15 protein-coding genes are annotated in these 16,941 nt (G+C 62.1%); 9 read left to right on the top strand and 6 right to left on the bottom strand.

The genetic code is table 11. The features are described 5' to 3' along the window. The first annotated feature begins 38 nt into the window (after window positions 1–38). Together ACFPN2_RS17540 and ACFPN2_RS17535 are read left to right on the top strand one after the other, a co-directional pair. Entirely contained in the window at window positions 39–2,780 is a 2,742-nt protein-coding gene (locus tag ACFPN2_RS17540) for a hypothetical protein (RefSeq protein ID WP_380598790.1), read from the top strand. After that, a complete protein-coding gene (locus tag ACFPN2_RS17535; RefSeq protein ID WP_380598788.1) occupies window positions 2,777–3,715 on the top strand; it encodes a hypothetical protein in 939 nt (312 codons plus the stop codon). The genes ACFPN2_RS17540 and ACFPN2_RS17535 overlap by 4 nt, the downstream gene beginning before the upstream one ends. Window positions 3,716–3,743: 28 nt before the next feature. Here the strand turns inward: ACFPN2_RS17535 and ACFPN2_RS17530 are convergent, their stop codons facing one another. Next, complete coding sequence (locus ACFPN2_RS17530; RefSeq protein WP_380598786.1) at window positions 3,744–5,618, bottom strand: FUSC family protein; 1,875 nt, start codon at window positions 5,616–5,618, stop codon at window positions 3,744–3,746. A 137-nt stretch (window positions 5,619–5,755) separates the two neighbouring features. Here ACFPN2_RS17530 and ACFPN2_RS17525 point away from each other — a divergent pair, with 137 nt between their 5' ends. After that, window positions 5,756–6,103 (top strand): type II toxin-antitoxin system RelE/ParE family toxin, encoded by a 348-nt coding sequence (locus ACFPN2_RS17525; protein WP_380598784.1) that lies wholly within the window; start codon window positions 5,756–5,758, stop codon window positions 6,101–6,103. Then, complete coding sequence (locus ACFPN2_RS17520; protein WP_380598782.1) at window positions 6,100–6,396, top strand: helix-turn-helix domain-containing protein; 297 nt, start codon at window positions 6,100–6,102, stop codon at window positions 6,394–6,396. The genes ACFPN2_RS17525 and ACFPN2_RS17520 overlap by 4 nt, the downstream gene beginning before the upstream one ends. Window positions 6,397–6,429: 33 nt before the next feature. On the opposite strand, the gene ACFPN2_RS17515 is transcribed toward ACFPN2_RS17520, so the two are convergent. From ACFPN2_RS17515 to ACFPN2_RS17500, 4 genes are all read right to left on the bottom strand, one after another. Continuing rightward, window positions 6,430–9,825 (bottom strand): TonB-dependent receptor plug domain-containing protein, encoded by a 3,396-nt coding sequence (locus ACFPN2_RS17515; RefSeq protein WP_380598780.1) that lies wholly within the window; start codon window positions 9,823–9,825, stop codon window positions 6,430–6,432. A gap of 66 nt (window positions 9,826–9,891) precedes the next feature. Then, entirely contained in the window at window positions 9,892–10,815 is a 924-nt protein-coding gene (locus ACFPN2_RS17510) for a FecR family protein (RefSeq protein ID WP_380598778.1), read from the bottom strand. Further along, window positions 10,812–11,330, bottom strand: coding sequence for an RNA polymerase sigma factor (locus ACFPN2_RS17505; RefSeq protein ID WP_380598776.1), 519 nt, complete (start codon window positions 11,328–11,330; stop codon window positions 10,812–10,814). The genes ACFPN2_RS17510 and ACFPN2_RS17505 overlap by 4 nt, the downstream gene beginning before the upstream one ends. Before the next feature lie 43 nt (window positions 11,331–11,373). After that, window positions 11,374–12,150: an SOS response-associated peptidase gene (locus ACFPN2_RS17500; RefSeq protein WP_380598774.1), complete on the bottom strand. Its 777-nt coding sequence runs from the start codon at window positions 12,148–12,150 to the stop codon at window positions 11,374–11,376. Between the two features lie 124 nt (window positions 12,151–12,274). On the opposite strand from ACFPN2_RS17500, the gene ACFPN2_RS17495 reads away from it, so the two are divergent. From ACFPN2_RS17495 to ACFPN2_RS17485, 3 genes are all read left to right on the top strand, one after another. Beyond that, window positions 12,275–12,814: an RNA polymerase sigma factor gene (locus ACFPN2_RS17495; RefSeq protein ID WP_380598773.1), complete on the top strand. Its 540-nt coding sequence runs from the start codon at window positions 12,275–12,277 to the stop codon at window positions 12,812–12,814. Further along, a complete protein-coding gene (locus ACFPN2_RS17490) occupies window positions 12,811–13,572 on the top strand; it encodes a FecR family protein (protein WP_380598772.1) in 762 nt (253 codons plus the stop codon). Before ACFPN2_RS17495 ends, ACFPN2_RS17490 begins: the two co-directional genes overlap by 4 nt. An 89-nt stretch (window positions 13,573–13,661) precedes the next feature. Further along, the gene (locus tag ACFPN2_RS17485) at window positions 13,662–15,251 is read left to right on the top strand and encodes a serine hydrolase (RefSeq protein WP_380598771.1); all 1,590 of its coding nucleotides are present in this window, start codon (window positions 13,662–13,664) and stop codon (window positions 15,249–15,251) included. Here ACFPN2_RS17485 and ACFPN2_RS17480 read toward each other — a convergent pair. After that, window positions 15,205–15,726 carry a DUF6265 family protein gene (locus ACFPN2_RS17480; RefSeq protein ID WP_380598769.1) on the bottom strand — a complete coding sequence of 174 codons (522 nt, stop codon included), beginning with the start codon at window positions 15,724–15,726 and terminating at the stop codon, window positions 15,205–15,207. The two genes, ACFPN2_RS17485 and ACFPN2_RS17480, sit on opposite strands and share 47 nt — an antisense overlap. Before the next feature lie 65 nt (window positions 15,727–15,791). On the opposite strand from ACFPN2_RS17480, the gene ACFPN2_RS17475 reads away from it, so the two are divergent. Further along, window positions 15,792–16,349, top strand: coding sequence for a lipocalin family protein (locus tag ACFPN2_RS17475; protein ID WP_380598767.1), 558 nt, complete (start codon window positions 15,792–15,794; stop codon window positions 16,347–16,349). Beyond that, window positions 16,346–16,894, top strand: coding sequence for an NADPH-dependent FMN reductase (locus ACFPN2_RS17470; RefSeq protein WP_380598765.1), 549 nt, complete (start codon window positions 16,346–16,348; stop codon window positions 16,892–16,894). The genes ACFPN2_RS17475 and ACFPN2_RS17470 overlap by 4 nt, the downstream gene beginning before the upstream one ends. Window positions 16,895–16,941: the final 47 nt, after the last annotated feature.

Below are 16,941 nucleotides of genomic sequence, written 5' to 3'. Positions count from 1 at the left end.
CCCCGCTCAACAGTAGGACACAAAGAAGGAACATTCCCATGTCAGCACGCTCCTGGTCCTCGACGCTAGCCACATCGATCGCAGCGATTCTACTGCAGTCGCAGGCGCAAGCTTCTTCCGCTCCGAACGTCCCGCTCAATCAATGCGAGCCGTTCGAACCGCCGGCCCCGATCTTTGCCTCGTGGCAAAACGATCCGGCCTTCACGCTTCTTCGCACCAGCACCGACGCGGGAGAAAAGGTGCGGCTGGTCGGAGACGTCATCGTCCTCTCGCAAGACACCGTGCAGTCGCTGCTGCGCGATCTCGACAAGCCGCTCACCAATGTGGCCGAGCTGGTGATCGATGCGCGGGAAGTTCACTTGAGCGGTCCGCTGACCTTTACAACCGCCCATCTGACGATCCTTGCGCACGAGCTCACGATTGAAGACCAGGGCAGCATCGCATTCGTGGGTGAGCCCAGGTCGGGCGGCGACGGCGTCGACATTCGCGCCGATCGCGTGCTGCTAAAAGGAACATTGCCGCGTCCGTTGCAGCTACTGACCAGCGACGGTGCTCGTCCTCGCGTCCTTCGCGTCCGGGCCCGAGAACTCATCGACGGCTCGGACAGCCTGCAAGGCAGCGCCGCCACGCGACGATTGTGGCAACGCTCGCTCGCAAACTTCGGCGAGTCGACGCCGGTACTACCGACGTCCTTCGACGCGCAATTCTCGGACGATGCGGCTGAGCAAGCCAAAGCAGACCTCGCCGGCCAGGCAGGCTGGCCGCTGTACTTTGCAAACAAAGTCAGCCGCTTCTACATGCGCGATCCGTTCTCGCCAGGTAACCGCGACACCCTGACCAAGCTGATGGTTCGTTACACGCCGTTCATCGAGCAGATCGGCGACACGGCCGCCATGACCTCGCTGAGCGCGACCGACCTGCTGATGCAACTGAACGTGAACGCGTTCGGTGCCGGCCCCGGCTTCATCCCCCGGCAGGATCTGGTCAGTGCCATCAATCGACTGAGCGATCGGGTGAACGAAACCTACGCCCGCTTGCCAGCCTTGCAGAGCCTGATTCTCGGCTCCTTCGACACGGCGAAGGTCAACGACAAACAACTGGCGGGCGTCCGCGAAGAGATGCAAGCCGCGGCCGACGCTGCCGAGGTCGCCCGCAGTCGCCTGTCCGAAGCCTTTACCGAGTTGGCCGCGAACGAAGCTCAGGCCGTCGAGCTGAATCGACTGATGCAGGAGCGTCAGCAAGACCTGGTGAGAAAGCTCCAGGAGATGAAAGAAAAGCAGGACGACCTCGCCGACATCAAAAGCGTGACTCAAGTGGTGTCGGTCGGAGCGGCATTGATTCCTGCCGCCGGTCCATTCATTGCTGCCGGTGTCGCCGCGACTGGCGAAGCTGTGTATCGACACAACCTCGGCGAAGGAGGCGGCGGCACGATTCAAACATTGGCGCAGATCGGCACTCGCGCCGCGGACTTCTATGCCGCCACCAAACAAGCACAGGCGGCGTGGGAAGCTCATCGCAAGGACGTCAGCAACGTTCAATCGGTGTGGAACGGCAAGCCACCGACCGTGGACGGCGGCAAAGTCATGAGCAAGGCCGACGCCGCCAAGGCGGCCGCGAAATCCGCCGGCGACTTCGCCAAGACGGTCAAGGCGATGTATGACCAGCTCGAAGCCCTGCCGAGGCCGACCGAAGTCTCGCTCAATCAGTTGCAGGCCGAAGATGAGGCACTGCAATCGCTGCTGAGCGCGCTGGGCGAGCGTCGAAACATTCAGGCCAGGCTGGTCGCCGAGGTGAAGGGCCTCGAGCAGACGATCGCCTCGAGCGCTGCTCGCGCCACGGCGGCACGCTCGGCGCAAGAAACGATTCTGGCGGCGAACCCGGTCAATGACGCCGATCTGGTGCGGTGGCGCCTCAGTGCCATTTCACTCTGGCGCTCGGCGCTCGAGACGCTGTATCGGGATGCGATGCTGCTCAGAAAGAGCGTGTATTTCGAGACCGACAAGCAGCTGCAGATTCCGCCGGATGTGTTTCAGTTTCCCGAAGAGGCGCTCAGCAGCTTACTGCTCGATACGGAGCCCAAATCCGAGCTGGCGCGTGCCCGCACGGAACAGTTCATCAAGGACGAGACCGTCAAACATTCGGTGACGCTGAACGCGATTCTTGCAGCGGCCCGCTCGGCCTTGGACCAGTACGCCTCGGAGCGAGCCGGACCGGTCACGCCGTATGTGCAGGCGTTCCAGTTCTCGGATACGTCGCCGTCACAAACATCGCGGGCGTTCATCGCTGCACTCAATCTGCAGATCCAGGCGCAAATGCGCAACGTCGCTGCGAATGCCCCACGCGTAGGCACGCCGCTGTTGATTCCATTGAATCTTCCGCCGCCGCCCGTCGATGGCCCCGAACGATTGATCAGCATTGAGCTGTCGGAGCTCAAGTTCGAGAACGAGCAAGCGCTCGCAGGCAAGCTGGTGAACTTCGATGTGTCGTATCAACTCGCTGGCGAAGTTTGGCAAGCCGGCAGTTGTCGATTCGCGGACATGCGGCTGCCGGGCGCGGATAACCGCGCGATCAAGCGGATCAGCACTGCGAATGCGGCGCAAGCCACCAATCGCAATATCGTTCCGCTGACCTTTCAGGAGCTCTCGCGCTATCAGGCGGCCCCGCCCGCGCGAACTCCATATTTCGTTGCCGTGCAAGTCTCCGGGAGTCCGGACGATGTCACCTGGAAAACGCCACCCCGTATCAAATCCCTGGTCGTCACGCTGAGGTTAGTCCAATGAACACCCATCTGCTGTTCGCTTTGAGAGTCGCAATTGGATCGACGGCATTGGCCTCGTGCCTGCCTTCGCAAGCCGCCGACGTATCGTTTCGCGAGCAGTTCGCGAAATCGCAGCAACTGCCGGTCGTGATCGTGCAGGCAGCTGCGGGCGACACGCTGGTCATCGAGCCCGAGACGTTCACTTTGCGCGGACGGAGTTTGCTCGTGAGTGCGCAGAATGTGCGGGTGGATGGTGCTGCAACCATCCAGGCGTTCGACCCCGCGTCTCCTGCGGAGCCACGCACAGGCGTCGCACCGACTGGAGATCCCGGGGACCCGGGTGAGAACGTCAACTGCGCACGGAGTGGATGTCCGGGCAAAAAAGGTCTCGAAGGAAAACCTGGTGAGATCGGACAAGCGGGGCTGCCCGCTCAAAAGATCGCACTCGATGTCGCGCATCTGAGCGGCGCCGGTTCTCTAACCGTGGTGTCGGCGGGCCAAACCGGCGGTCAAGGTCAGCAAGGAGGTAAAGGCGGCACCGGTGGGCACGGCGGCCACGGCGCAAAACGGTCGTGTGGCGGCGCCTTCGGCCTGGATACCAGAGCGGGCCCGGGAGACGGCGGGCAGGCAGGTCAAGGTGGGAACGGCGGCAAAGGCGGAACGGGCGGCACGGCCGGAGACGCAGCTCCAATCGTCGCACGAGAAAGCATGAAGTCCTTCGTGAGCACCGGCCAACTGCACCTCGTCGTCACGGGAGGCGCACCCGGCAAGGGAGGCAACGGCGGTGAGCGAGGTGACGCCGGTCTGCCCGGCGGCATGGGCGGCGGAAACTCTTGCGGCGGCGGCGGACGAACTGGCGCCGGAAATTCCCCCGGCGATCTCGGCCCTGTAGGTGATACAGGCAGCGAGGGCAAGGACAGCGAAATCATCTATTCGACGTTCGAGCCCGTCAGCTGATGGATCAAACGTAAAGGACGGAGCGCGGTCACAACGGACCGCGCTCCCTATCAACACAACTCCGAGACAAACATTCCCGCAGATCCACCAACTCCGTCTCCAGCACGTGCGGAAGTGCCGGCAGCTCCGGTAGCGCGCCGCTGTTCAAGATCGCCGCGACGAAGCCATCGATTGCATTACGCACACGTGCGGCGCCATCGTTAACAAACATCGCGGTGGCAGACTCTCGAGCCGCGGCGCCACCAAGTTGTTCCAACGCCCAGCAGGTCGAGAGCGTGCGATAAGCAAGGCGCTCAACCGCGGCGATGGCTGGCCACCATTCTTCGGCGGCGAATCGTTGCGCGCGTGAGGCGGCCAGGCTGTCTTCATATGCATGAGTGAGTGCGAAGCTCGCGAGCTGCAGTTCGCGACGGGACCTTCTGGCCTCAGGCACAGTGACTTCGCCATGAGCGAGATGACTGGTGGTGTCCGCGACGGCTCGCAGGACGCGAGCCAGTTGTTCCGGAATATGGCGCGTCGTGGGCCGCGGCGGTATGAGTCGGAACACGATGATTGCGACCGCGCAGCCCATCAATGTATCGATGCCGCGCGCCCACAAATAACTCGCCGGGCTATCGACCGGATGGCCGCCGCCGGCGATGGTCAGTGCCGAACCCGTGATGAACACGACCGCGAGCGCGTAGTTGCGCATCACGAGCATCTCGATGGTGAACTGCAGTGCCATGATGGTCGCCACCAGCCACAGCCCCTGCGGATGAACAACGAGGATGGCGCCGGCGAGCAGCAATCCTATCCAGGTGCCCAGCAGCCGCTCGATACTTCGCTGGACCATGCGCAGCCAGTCGAAGCCTTGATGCAACATCAGCACGGTCGCCGCGACGGCCCAGTACGCACGCTCGAAATGAAATATCGCCGCGAGCGCGCCCACGAGCACGGCGGCAACGCCGACGCGCACGATGACGCGCATCGAGTTCGACCCTGGCAGCAACGCTTCGAGGATCGCCGCGCCGGCACTGGGATGACCGAGCGGAATTGCATTGCCGCTGAGCGAAGGAAGGCTCTGCGGATCGCGCACCTGCCCGATGAACTTGCGCAGATCTTCAATCAACTGCGCGGGTGGCGATTGATGACGGCTCGCGTTCCCCATCGCTTCGGCAAAGCGCAGATGAAATTCTCGATTGAGCGCACGGAGTCGCGCGATGGCACCGTCAGAGGGAACTTGCGATGGTTGATGATTCACCAACGTCGTCCAGGCCCGATGCAGAGCGAACGCCGCCCGGTAACGGGCTGCCCCTTCCTCAGGGGTGCCGATCGATTTGATATATCCAATCACCGCTCTGCCGGCGGACGTCACCGCGCTCCGCTCCGGCCCACGAAAAGAAATCAACGCGCCGGCCATGTGAACCGCCCACGCGAACGCGCCACCGCTGAGCACCAACGCCGCTGCACCGATCGGCCCGATGTGAGCCGCCGGCATCGCTGTGCCCGCTGCGCACGCGAGCGTGAACATATATGCACCGGGTGGACCGATCTGCAGCGCGTTGCTGAGCCAGGTGGCGATCATCGCGATGGCCGCGACGGCGATCACCACCGCCCATCCGATCGGCGCCACCCAGATCCCAATGCCGACGCTGAAAGCAAACGCCAGCGCAATCAACGCAAGCTGCAACGACCGACTGAGATACGGGCGACCGCTGCCATACAACGCGGTGAACCCACCGATGGAAGCCATCAACCCGGCCGATGTATCTCCCGCCAGCCACCCGGTGAGAATCGGCGCGCCCATGCACACCGCCGCCCGCAACGAAAACCATACTCGCCCCGCCGGCGCCGGCCGCAACTCGAACAAGCCACGCAGGATTTGCCTGGCGGGAGCGGCGGATTGCGAACGAGAGTCGGGCATGGCTGTGTGAGTATGCCCGCCTCCGCGTGTATCGTGAACGCCACGCCTTTCCGCCCGCCCCCTACGAGATATCAACCATAGCCAGCAGCTTGCACCCATGTACCATATAAAGTACATTAGCCAAGAAGAAATTTCCCATGGCCGGGATGAAGCGGATCTATGCGGCTTTCTACGAGAGCCGGTCGAACAATGCTCCGGTGCGCGAATGGCTGCTGTCTCTCGACAAAGCCGATCGTCGGATTATCGGCGAGGACATTGCGACGGTGGAATTCGGCTGGCCCGTCGGCATGCCAGTCTGCCGCCCGCTGGGGCAGCAGTTATGGGAAGTGCGCAGCTCGATTACCGGCAATCGGATTGCTCGCGTGCTGTTTTCTATTGAAGGCGATCGCATGGTGCTGCTACACGGTTTCGTGAAGAAGACGCAGAAGACTCCACCTATCGATCTGGCGCTGGCTCGTAAACGATTGAGAGAAATTGAGGAATGAAAGCCAAAGCCAAAAAAAGGGCCCGCGTCGGCCAGCCTTTCGATGACTTCTTGAAGCAGGAAGGCATGCAGGAGGAAGTGCATGCGGCGGCAATCAAGAGAGTCATCGCCTGGCAATTGGCCGAGGCAATGAAAGCCAGCCACATTTCGAAGTCGGAAATGGCCCGCCGGATGAGCACGAGCCGCAGTCAGCTGAATCGGCTCCTGGATCCGAATGTCGAGGCGATCGAGCTGCAAACGCTGGTGCGAGCTGCGCATGTACTAGGCAGGAATCTCCGAGTGGAATTGGTTTGAGAACACAACTCCACGGAACATTCCGACCGACCCTCAGTTAGCGAAGGCATAGCGCAGTCCGAGCGTGAGCGCGCCCGTTTCGACGCGGCCACTGAAGGAGCCGAGCGTGGAGATCTGGGGCGTGCCGCTGTACTGCGCGCTGGCACCGCCAATGATCACCCACTCGGCCTTGCCGGTCTCGAAATGCCGATAGGTTAGATCGGCCGAGAATCGGGGTGTGAAGCTGGCGGAGACGCCGGCCAGCAACTGGCCAGCAAACACATAATCCTCATCGACACCGCCCAGCTTGTCGACCAACGATGCGACAGTACTGGAATCTTCGCGCGCACGGCCGGCAATGCCCGCCGCTACTCGGGCTCCGCCCAGACCGACGCCGACATAGGGCCGCACGCGCCAGTCGCTATCGCCGAATCGATAAATTGCATTGGCGAGAATGGATGCTATCGACAGCGTGCCGCCCGGGTCGTCGCACGCGGGATAAGGCGCGTTGCGCGTACCCGGAGCGCAAAGTCCCAGTGCGCCGGACGGCTCACCGATCGAAGTGAAATTCAACGAGCGCGAGCCCGCTTCGACTTCGGCCTGCCAATGCATGTCCAGGTTGCGTCCCAAACGACCAAACATTGCGTGCTCGCCTTCCAGGCCCCACCGCCATTCCGTTCGCTCGCCGGTGCTCGCGGGCCCCGACGATCGGGCACGGATATCGCTTGGATTCGTCATGCCGAATTCCAGCGTGCTGTACCAACCGTTACCTAGATACGTCGTATCTTCGGGCGGCGACGAGGGCCACCAACGGGACGCCAGATTGTTGGCCTTCACTTCCAGCGTGAACGAGCGTGGCTTGCCGTAAAAGCTGTTGTCGATGCTGACCGTCGACAGGTACACCTCATCGGTGACGTTCTCTACGAACAACGACAATTCCAGCGCATCGTTGAGGCGATAGCTGGCGCCAACGTCGATGCTGACATAGGAGCCGGAGGTAAAGTCGTACGGTACGGTGGACAGCAATCGGTACGGCGGCGCAGCTTCATAGAACTTGCGCACACCGCTGTAGTACACCGAATCGCGATACGTTGCGCCCCCATACATTTGGAACCGCGGCCAGTGCGCCGGCCGCCAGGTTGCAAACAGCTTTGCCATGCTATCCGGCGTTTGTGTTTGCAGGCGCTTCTGCGTCGCCACCGTTTCGTTCTCATTGCGGTTATAGCTGGCAGTGATATCCACGCCGGAGAAGATACGTCCGGTCAGTTGCACATCGACGCCACGACTGCGCTGGGAAGCTCCGCCTTCCTCGTAGCACTGACTCGTGCCGGTGGGCAAACATCTATAGACCGGCGGAGAGAACACCTGCGCCGAGTTGGTCAGGTCCAATTGGTAATACGACACCTGCGCCCGCCAATCCGGCGTTGCGTAACTGATCACCGTTTCCAGATTTTCATAAACCGCCGGCTGCAGCGAACTGCCGGCGACTGAGAAAAACGACGACTGATCGCGAGTGCCCTCCGAATAACTCATGCCGACCGACAACGGCTTGAACGGCTTGACGGTGAGCCAGTAGGACGGCGCCCAGGAGGGCGAGGACTCTGTGTTCGAAATCGAGTTGGAATTCTGAAAAAAAGGTGTCTGGCTGCGGATGACTGTGCTCGAGGTGGCGCTATAAAACGAGCGGCGCATCGTGGCGGTCAGCTCGATCAGATCGCGCCAGGAAATCATATCGCTCATCATCAGCCCCACGCCCCGTCTCATGCTGCCCTGGCCCGAGGGATAGTTGTCGGTGAGCGGTGGCGCATAGGGACGAGTGTCGGGAGCAGTGAACAGGTCCGAGGGAGTGGTTGCATATCGACCCATCAGCGTTCGTATGGGATTACTGAACGTGGCGCGCTGGCTGTAATCGCCGCTGAACGACAGCGCGTGCCGCAAGCCGAAGAATTCGACGGTGCCTGCCAGCTTGGCGTCGACCAGAAAGCTTCGAGACATGGCGCCCGTTTGTGCGACCGAAACCGCCGAGAAAGCACCCGCGGGCGGAACGTCGGTAGTACTCAGGAAGCTCGGTGAAATGATGTAACTGAGCACCTCCGAATCGGACGATACATAACTACCCTGCACTTGAAAGGACCAGTTCCGCGGCAGGTCGACGGAGAGCCGGCTACCCAGCTCGGTGCTCTTGCTGTCGCTGTACGCCCAGTCCGCCACGGGGTTGTAATCGCTGCCCCAGGGATACAACGGACCGTCGAGATAACGACTCACGCCTTGATAGCTGCCATCCTGATGGTTGCGATCGTGCTTCAAGGAAAACTCGATGCGTGACTGCTCCGACATCGGCACGTCCAGGATGGTGTAGAAGGATCGCCCTTCGCTGCGCACCCCGTTGTAAGAGAATTGGGTGTCAGACCATGAAACGGCGGTTCGAGTGGCAATCGGCGTCCCGAAAAGATCGGGACGAGAGACGTCGTAGGTCACCTTGCGCTGATCGAACGAACCCAGCGACAGAGTCACAGAATCGAAGGCATGTGCGAGCGGCCGCTTGCGAACCAGATTGAGCACGCCGCCGGCGGAGCCGCCCGCCGTCCCACCACTGCCGACCTGAGCGCCCGCCGGACCGTGCACGACTTCGATTCGATCGTAAGCAGTAAGATCGAGACTGCCGGTGGCACCGATCAACTCCTCCGGCACAGTGCTGTTCGCGGAGTACATCGATCTCGGCGCACCGCCGTCCACTTGATAGAGCTCCACCCGCTGTCCGCGAGAATAGACCTCAAAGGCGGAGTTCGCCGTGGTGGTGGCCGGCGTCTCGACCAACGTAATCCCCGGTGTCCGTCGCAACGCTTCGCCGATATCGTCGATGTTCTGCAGATCCATCTGCTCTTGCGTGATCACACTCACCGAGCGCGGCACATCGTCGATCGGTGTCGGCACACCCGCGCCGACTGTAACGATCACCGGGCGCAGGCCGCGCGTTTCTTTATCCTGACCGCCGCGCTCGCCGATGAGCGTCGAGATACCTTCGCCGCGCACGGGACGAATGTCTTCCGCCGTTGCGCCCTCAACGCGCACCGGCCCAAGCACGCGTCGGCTATCGGCGTCTTTCTCACGAGCCAGCGTAATCGTCCGGCCGCTGTACTTTGCGACCAGCTTGGAGCCTTCGAGCAATCTCAGCAGCCCTTCGCGTGGCGTCAATGTTTCAGTGAAGCCGGCGGTGGTGAGACCGGCGACCAGCTCGCTGTCATAAACGAGCTGCACGGCCGCGCTTTCCGCATAGAGCTGCAAGGCGGCCGCGAGCGGGCCGGCGGGAATCTCGAAACGTACCTTGGTTTCTTGTTGTGCCTGGGTTTGCGCGAGCGAGGTTGAAGTCGCGACGACACTGCCACTCGCCAGTATCGCGACAATCGTTGCGCGCAACAGAGCGCTGGAACCCAATCCGCCGTCGAGCATCGCTTTCCCCTTGGACCCGGCCCTGTGCCGGATCGTCGCGGGAAAGACCGGCGAAACGCGTCCGCCCTAACCGGCGCCGGAAGAATCTTTGATGACAACCGCCAGGCCGGGCAGCCGGAGCAATCGCAGACCGCGACCGGCGAGCAACGAATCGATGCCTTCGTCCAACGTCTCCAAACGCAAGACACCGCTGACGGTAGCGTCGGCGCCATCGTCAGCGAGCCACAGGATGTAACCGCGACGATAGCGACCGACCTGTTCCAACGCCTGTCGCAGCGGTGTCTGGCTCAGCGTCAGCCGACCCTCGCGCCAATCGAAGTCGCTGTCCTCGGCGCGGCTGCCCATGCTCGACGAGTTGCCATGAAAGAAGGTGCCGCTCTCGCCCGCGAGCAGTTGAGTCGTCAGACCGCCGAGTCGAACTTCCACTTCTCCGCTCTCGACCGCGACACGTAGTGGCTCGTCGGTGCGATCCACAGTAAAGGCGGTGCCGATATCGACGATCGTCGCACCCGCCGACTGAATGCTGAAGGGTCGCGCGTCGGCGGCGACATCGAAGTAGGCCCGGCCTCGTTGCAACGCCAACTCACGGCGCGCGTCATCGTAATGCGCATCCAATGCGCTATCGGAGTCGAGCCACACCTGCGTGCCGTCGCTCAACACCAGTCGCTCGACCTCACCCACACCGCTTCGATAGTCGGTCGGCTGCGAATTGAAACCAAGCACGGCGAACGCCGCCACGCCGGCGGCCAGCGCCATGGCACCCACCGCACGAAACATTGGACGGCGCGACTTCGGTTGGACGGACGGCACCGGCAATCGATCCATCTCAGTGAACAGAAGCCGGGCGCGTTCGAACGCGCGTCGATGTGAGATATCGGCTTTCAGCCAGCTCTGGAATTCCTGGCGGTCCTGTTCCGACGCGGTCCCCGAGGATAGTCGAGCGACCCAGTGCGCCGCCGCTTGCGAGGCATTCTCCAGGTCCGCGCTCATGGCTGCTCAGCCTCGAGCACATCAGCGAGATGCGCAATCGCATTACGCACGTGCTTCTCTACAGCCGTCACCGAAATGCCCATGCGCTGTGCGATCTCCGTCTGCTGAAGACCTTCGAAGCGATGCCAGATCAATATCTGACGCGTACGTTCGGGAAGGTTGTCCATGGCGCGGGCCACCCGATCGAGCGACTCGGCGGCGAGCACATTGCGCTCCGGCGTCGCCTCTTCTGTGGCCGCCCAGAGAATATCGACGCTCTGAGCCCGCAACTCGGCGCGACGTCGATCTTGCACACGATGGTTGAGCGCGAGATTGGCGGCTGCATGAAACAGAAACGCGCGGGCGTCGCGAGGCTTGTCTCCCGGCCGGTAACTCGCCAGTTTCAGCCACAGATCCTGGAGCAAGTCCTCCGCCTGCGCCAGGCTGCCAAGGCGGCGCGCCAGAAATCGCAACAGATCGGGGCGCAGATGGCGCCACTGTTCGCCCGCCCAGGCCGATGGTTCAGTGCTGCTCACAGCACACAGAACGTGCCGGAGCGGCAACCACCGCAACCAGCGGCTAGCTGAAAAGATCCGACTGCCCGCCCTCTTCCCCGCGCGGGGCGATCAGATCCGGGCCGTCGTTCCGGTTGCTGTTGACGCGATTGCTGACCGGATAAGCGAACATCTCTCCGGAAGGAAACTGTTTGAGCACCTTGAACGCTTCCTCCGGCGTGCCGGTGAGCCAGGTCTCGTGATCTTCCCTGGCGAGGATGACGGGCATGCGGCGATCTTCCGGCGCCAGCAGCACGCGCTTGCCGGCGTTCTTCTTGGAGTTGTGAATGTCCGCCATCAGCTCATTCGCCGGCATGGTGATGACGGTGCAGGACTCGATCGTTTCGCCCGCCGCGGTCACTGAGCGATCCCAGAGGCCGGCAAGAAAGAACGGATCCTGATCGACGACAGTAATGTAATAAGGCACGGCGACCTGCCAGTCCGGCGGTTGTGCCTGCCATTCATAAAAGCCGGACAGCGCCACCAAACATCGCTGACCCCGCTGCCACGCGTCCCGAAAAGAAGAATTGGTCCGCAGCGTCTCGATGCGCGCGTTGATGGTGTTGCCCATGGCTTTGCCGCGGGCCCAATGCGGAATCAATCCCCAACGCAGATGCGCACCTTCGCGCTGCCCGTCCAGCTCGCGCACCACGCGCACGACCGGGACGGGATCGGTCGGAGAAACGTTGTAACGCATCCCGAACAATCCCTGCGAACGGAAGCGCGCCGACCAGCTGTGACGCTGGATGGCAATCGAGCGCTCGATTGCGGCTTCTTCGGGAGAGACATAGCGACCACACATACCGTCATCCTAACGAATTCGACCGCGCTTCGCGCGGCCCAGCCAACCACTGTCCGATGTCAACCGGTGCAGTGACCCCCTAAAAAACCTTCCCTGTCGCTGCCGGCTGGGTCGTCTAGTACACATGAACAACAACAAAAGACGGCCGGCGACTAGCGAGCATGCTCGCCACATCGTCGCGGTCTACCAGCGACTCTTGCCGGATCTGATCCTCCTGGCCCGATCGTACCGGCATCCGCTGGAGGTCGCCGAGGAAATCGTCCATGACGTGATGTCGCAGATGCTGAACGTCGAGCATCCCGCCGGTGTCGAGGACTGGGACCGGTACATCGTCGCGGCGGTGAGAAATCGTTCCATCGATGAGTATCGCAAACACAAGTGTCGTCTCGAGAACGAGACGCTCCTGCGCGACACCGCACAGCTCAACGATCAGCCGCCCTCCGCGGAATCGGAATACCACGATGCCCAGATCAAGGCCTTGGCCGAAGCCATCGAGGACATGCCGGCGCAGTGGCGACGCGCCATCGAGTTGCTGATCCAGGGGGCGGACAAATGGGCCGTGGCACGCGCAACCAAGCTCAGCTTTCGCACGCTCAACAAAGAGGGGTTGCGACGGATTGCCCAGCTGGCCAAGTCACTCATTCACAAGCGAGATGAGAAATGAGCTCCGCCGACCCCAGCACGACTCTGTCAGAGCGGCGCCTCAGGCAAGCCGCGGCGTGGCGCATCCGGCTGCAATATGCCGAGTTCACAACCCGGCTTCACGAGCGCTGGGAAGCCTGGATCCAGATCCCGGAGAACCGACGCGCGTTTGCCAGGATCGAGAGTCTGTGGGGCACACTCCACGAGCGACACCTCCTGCGCGAGCAGAACGATGGGTGGATCGACAGTGGCCGCAGACTCGCGTGCCTGCTACGCGACGCCGCGCTTCGCCTTTTTCCCCGTCGTGCCATCTGGATCACGGCGGCTGTGGCTGTACTCGCGATGGGCGGCGCCTTCGTGGCGCTTTCTGACGTCTTTGCCGCGACCACCCTGTTGCAATTGCAGGTCGAGCCGCGCGAGCCCGCAACGTCGCCGCCGACCGAAATCGAAGTCGAGGTTGCGCACGGTAAAGCGGTGTTTCGCGGCGCCAACGATCGGCGCAGGCGTTTCATTGTTACTACCGATCTGGCACGCATCGAAGGCACGGGGACCGAGTTCAGCGTCAGTAACACGGAACAATCCATCGTCGTCACGGTTGCCGAAGGCGTCGTCGAAATCTCGCCGCGAGGGCGCGGGACGAGCACGTCGGGCGTGCCCCGCACGCTACGCAAGGATCAACGACTGATTCTGCCCAAGAACGGCTCCGCTTCGACCATCCAGAAAGTCGCCGCGCACGCCGAGCGTGGCTGGCTGGCCAACCTGCCTTGGCGAATGAAATGATGGCCCGTTGATGGTAGTCATCAACCCGAAGGCGATGAAGCCGCCGACGGGATCTGATTACAATGCGCCGTTCCCCCTCGGACAGGCGCATGAACTCCAACATCAAACGCTCGGTCTCCGCTCTTCTTTGCACAGCCCTGCTCGGTTTCAGCCACCTCGGCTTCGCGGCTCCGCCTTCGGACCTCGATGCCCTGGTGAAAAAGTCCATGCAAAAGTTCGACGTGCCTGGCGCACTGCTCGCCGTCGTTGAACCGGGCCGCGCACCGCTCACCAAGGGCTACGGCGTGCGCAAGCTCGGCGATAGCGCGCCGATGAACGAGCACACATTGTTCTCGATCGCTTCCAACACCAAGGCCTTCACCGCCGCCGCGTTGGCGATCCTGGTCGACGAAGGCAAGTTGAGCTGGGACGACAAAGTCGCCGACCGACTCCCCGGCTTCCGCATGTATGACGCCTTTGCCTCGCACGAGATGACCATCCGCGATTTGCTCGTCCATCGCAGCGGACTCGGGCTCGGCGCCGGCGACCTGTTGTTCTGGCCGCAGACCACCGTCTCGCGTGACGACCTCGTGCATCGCCTGCGCTACATCGCGCCTGCGACCAGCTTCCGCAGCGGTTACGCCTACGACAACATCCTCTATGTCGTCGCCGGCGAAGTTATCGCAGCTGTGAGTGGTGAGAGTTGGGAAGATTTCATCGTCAAACGTATCTTCACGCCGCTCGGCATGAACGAGTCCGTGCCTTCGGCGGGCCGGGTCAAATCGGACAACCGCAGCTGGCCGCATGCCCGCCTCAACGGACGCGCGCGTAATGTCGGTGGCGACGTCGAACCGCTGTCGATCGCGTCGGGCTGGGACAATTCCGCGCCCGCCGGCGGCATCAACGCCAGCCCGCACGACATGGTGCGCTGGATGCAATTGCAGCTGGATCGCGGCGTGCTCGGCAGCTCGCGCCTGTTCAGCGCAGCTCAAGCGAACGAGATGTGGAAGCCGCACGTGCTGGTGCCGATCAGCCCCGAGCACCCGGCTATCGCCGCGATCGATCCGACGTTCCAAACCTATGCACTGGGCTGGAACGTGAAGGACTATCGCGGTCATCGCATCGTCACGCACCAGGGCTTCCTGGAGGGCGCCGCCTCGGTGACGTTCCTGATCCCCGAGAAAAACGTCGGTTTCATGGTGATGATCAACTCGGAAGACACTGAGGCGCGCGAAGCGATCTCCTATTACTTGCTGGATCACTACCTCGGCTTCGCCCGCACCGATTGGGTGAGTGCGTTCACCAGGGCGTACGACGCCAAGATCGCCGACGCGATCCGCGTGCTCGACACCGCTGAAGCGTCCAAGAAGCAGCAGAACGCGAAAGGCCCGTCATTGGAACCGCAAGCGTACGCCGCGACCTATCGCGACGCCTGGTACGGCGACGTCGTCATCGCCAACAACGGCGGCACGCTGAACATCGACTTCAAAAGCTCGCCCGGCATGAACGGCCCGCTCGAGCACGTGCGCTTCGACACCTTCCGCACGCGCTTCACCGATCGCCGCATGGAAGACGCTTACATCACATTCACGCTGAAAGCGGATGGCAGCGTCGATTTCGCTCGTCTGCGGGCGATTTCACCGCTGGCGGATTTCAGTTTCGACTACCACGATCTGCTGTTGAAGCCGGTGAAGCAGTAGCCCCGGCGAGCGCGTCGCATGAGACGCGCTTCATGGGGAAGTCCACGCCTCGCACCTTGCCGTCGCGCGTGCCTTCGATACGCGCGACGAGCCTTCCCTCCGACTGCAGTCGATAAATCACTTTCTGCGGAAAGTCGTGCTCGGGGTTTTCGAACGTCACTGAGTCATGCCTGACAGATGAAGAGACAAACGTCGTTTCCTGCTGCCCCGACGGCAGCGCGATGAACACCAGCTTGCCTTCGGCGTTGGTCCGCAGTTGCATGAACTCGAATTCCACCGTCTTGCCGTTCTTCACCGTGCGACTGACACCGAGCATGGTGCCACCGGCTGGCGGCAGCCAATGCTCGATGGATCCAGCATCGCCCTTGTCCGGCTGCCAGCAGCCGGCGAGCCAGCCGAACGATTCGATACCGATCTCAGCCGACATCGCGTTAGCCGCCATCAATGTCCCCAGCGCAACCGACACTGCACGCATGAAGCCTCTCCCTGAAGTGGAACGAATAGCGACTGAGCGCGATTCGATAATAAGATGGGCGGATCATGAAAAGAATTGTCTACCTGTTGCTGCTCGGCAGCCTGCTGTCATTGGCGGGCTGCCAGACCGCCCCGCCGAAGCCGCCGCTGCGGCCGGTCGCGAGCGTGGATCTGCCGCGCTACATGGGCGATTGGTATGTCATCGCGCACATCCCGACCTTCCTGGAGAAGGGCGCATACAACGCCGTCGAGTCGTATCGGCTGCGACCCGACGGCTCAATCGTCACGACATTCACGTTCAATCAAGACGCGCCGGACGGGCCGCTCAAGACTTATCAGCCCAAGGGCTTCGTCCGCAATACTCGTAACAATGCCGAGTGGGGCATGCAGTTCATGTGGCCGCTGCAGGCCGACTACGTCATCGCCTACCTCGATCCGCAGTATCAGCAAACCATCATCGCCCGCGAGCAGCGGGACTATGTTTGGATCATGTCGCGCACGCCGCGCGTTTCACCAGCTGAATACGACGCACTGTCGGAGCGAGTGCGCGCGATGGGTTATGACATGACCCTTCTGCGACGCGTGCCGCAACAGACTCAACCTTCGCACGGGAGCCCGCCATGACAAACATCGGTTATATCGTCGGCAGCCTTCGCAACGGCGCGTACACCCGAATGTTGTCACGCGCGCTGCCGGATCTTGCGCCGTCGTCGTTCAAGCTCGCTGAAATCGGTATCGGCGAGCTGCCGCTCTACAACCAGGATTTGGAAACAGACACGCCGCCGCCGGCGTGGACCTCGTTCCGGAATCAAGTGAAGAACAGCGATGCGATTCTGTTCATCACGCCCGAATACAATCGCGGCCTGCCGGCCGCCGTGAAAAATTGTGTCGACGTGGGCACGCGGCCACCGAAGCAAGGGGTATGGAAGGGCAAACCCGCCGCCGTGATCTCGCTGAGCCCGGGGAGGCTCGGCGCGATGGCTTCGCATCAGCAGCTGCGCCTCTTGCTGTCTGTCATCGGCGTACCGGTGATGCCCTCGCCCGAGGTGTATCTGTCCGAAGCCTCGAAGCTGTTCGACAGCACCGGCAAGCTCACCAGCGAAGACACGATCAAGCTGCTGACAACCCTGCTTCACGACTTCGAAACCTGGATCGGGCGGTTCGGGTAGGCGCTCGCCAGCATCGGGTAGGCCGCGGTGCGGCCCATTGTCGATAA

Origin of the sequence: Steroidobacter flavus, assembly GCF_042651805.1 — a bacterium.
In the GTDB taxonomy this organism is placed as follows: domain Bacteria; phylum Pseudomonadota; class Gammaproteobacteria; order Steroidobacterales; family Steroidobacteraceae; genus Steroidobacter; species Steroidobacter flavus.
The sequence above is the reverse complement of the archived record's forward strand: the minus strand, read 5'-3'. Positions and strand labels throughout refer to the sequence as shown.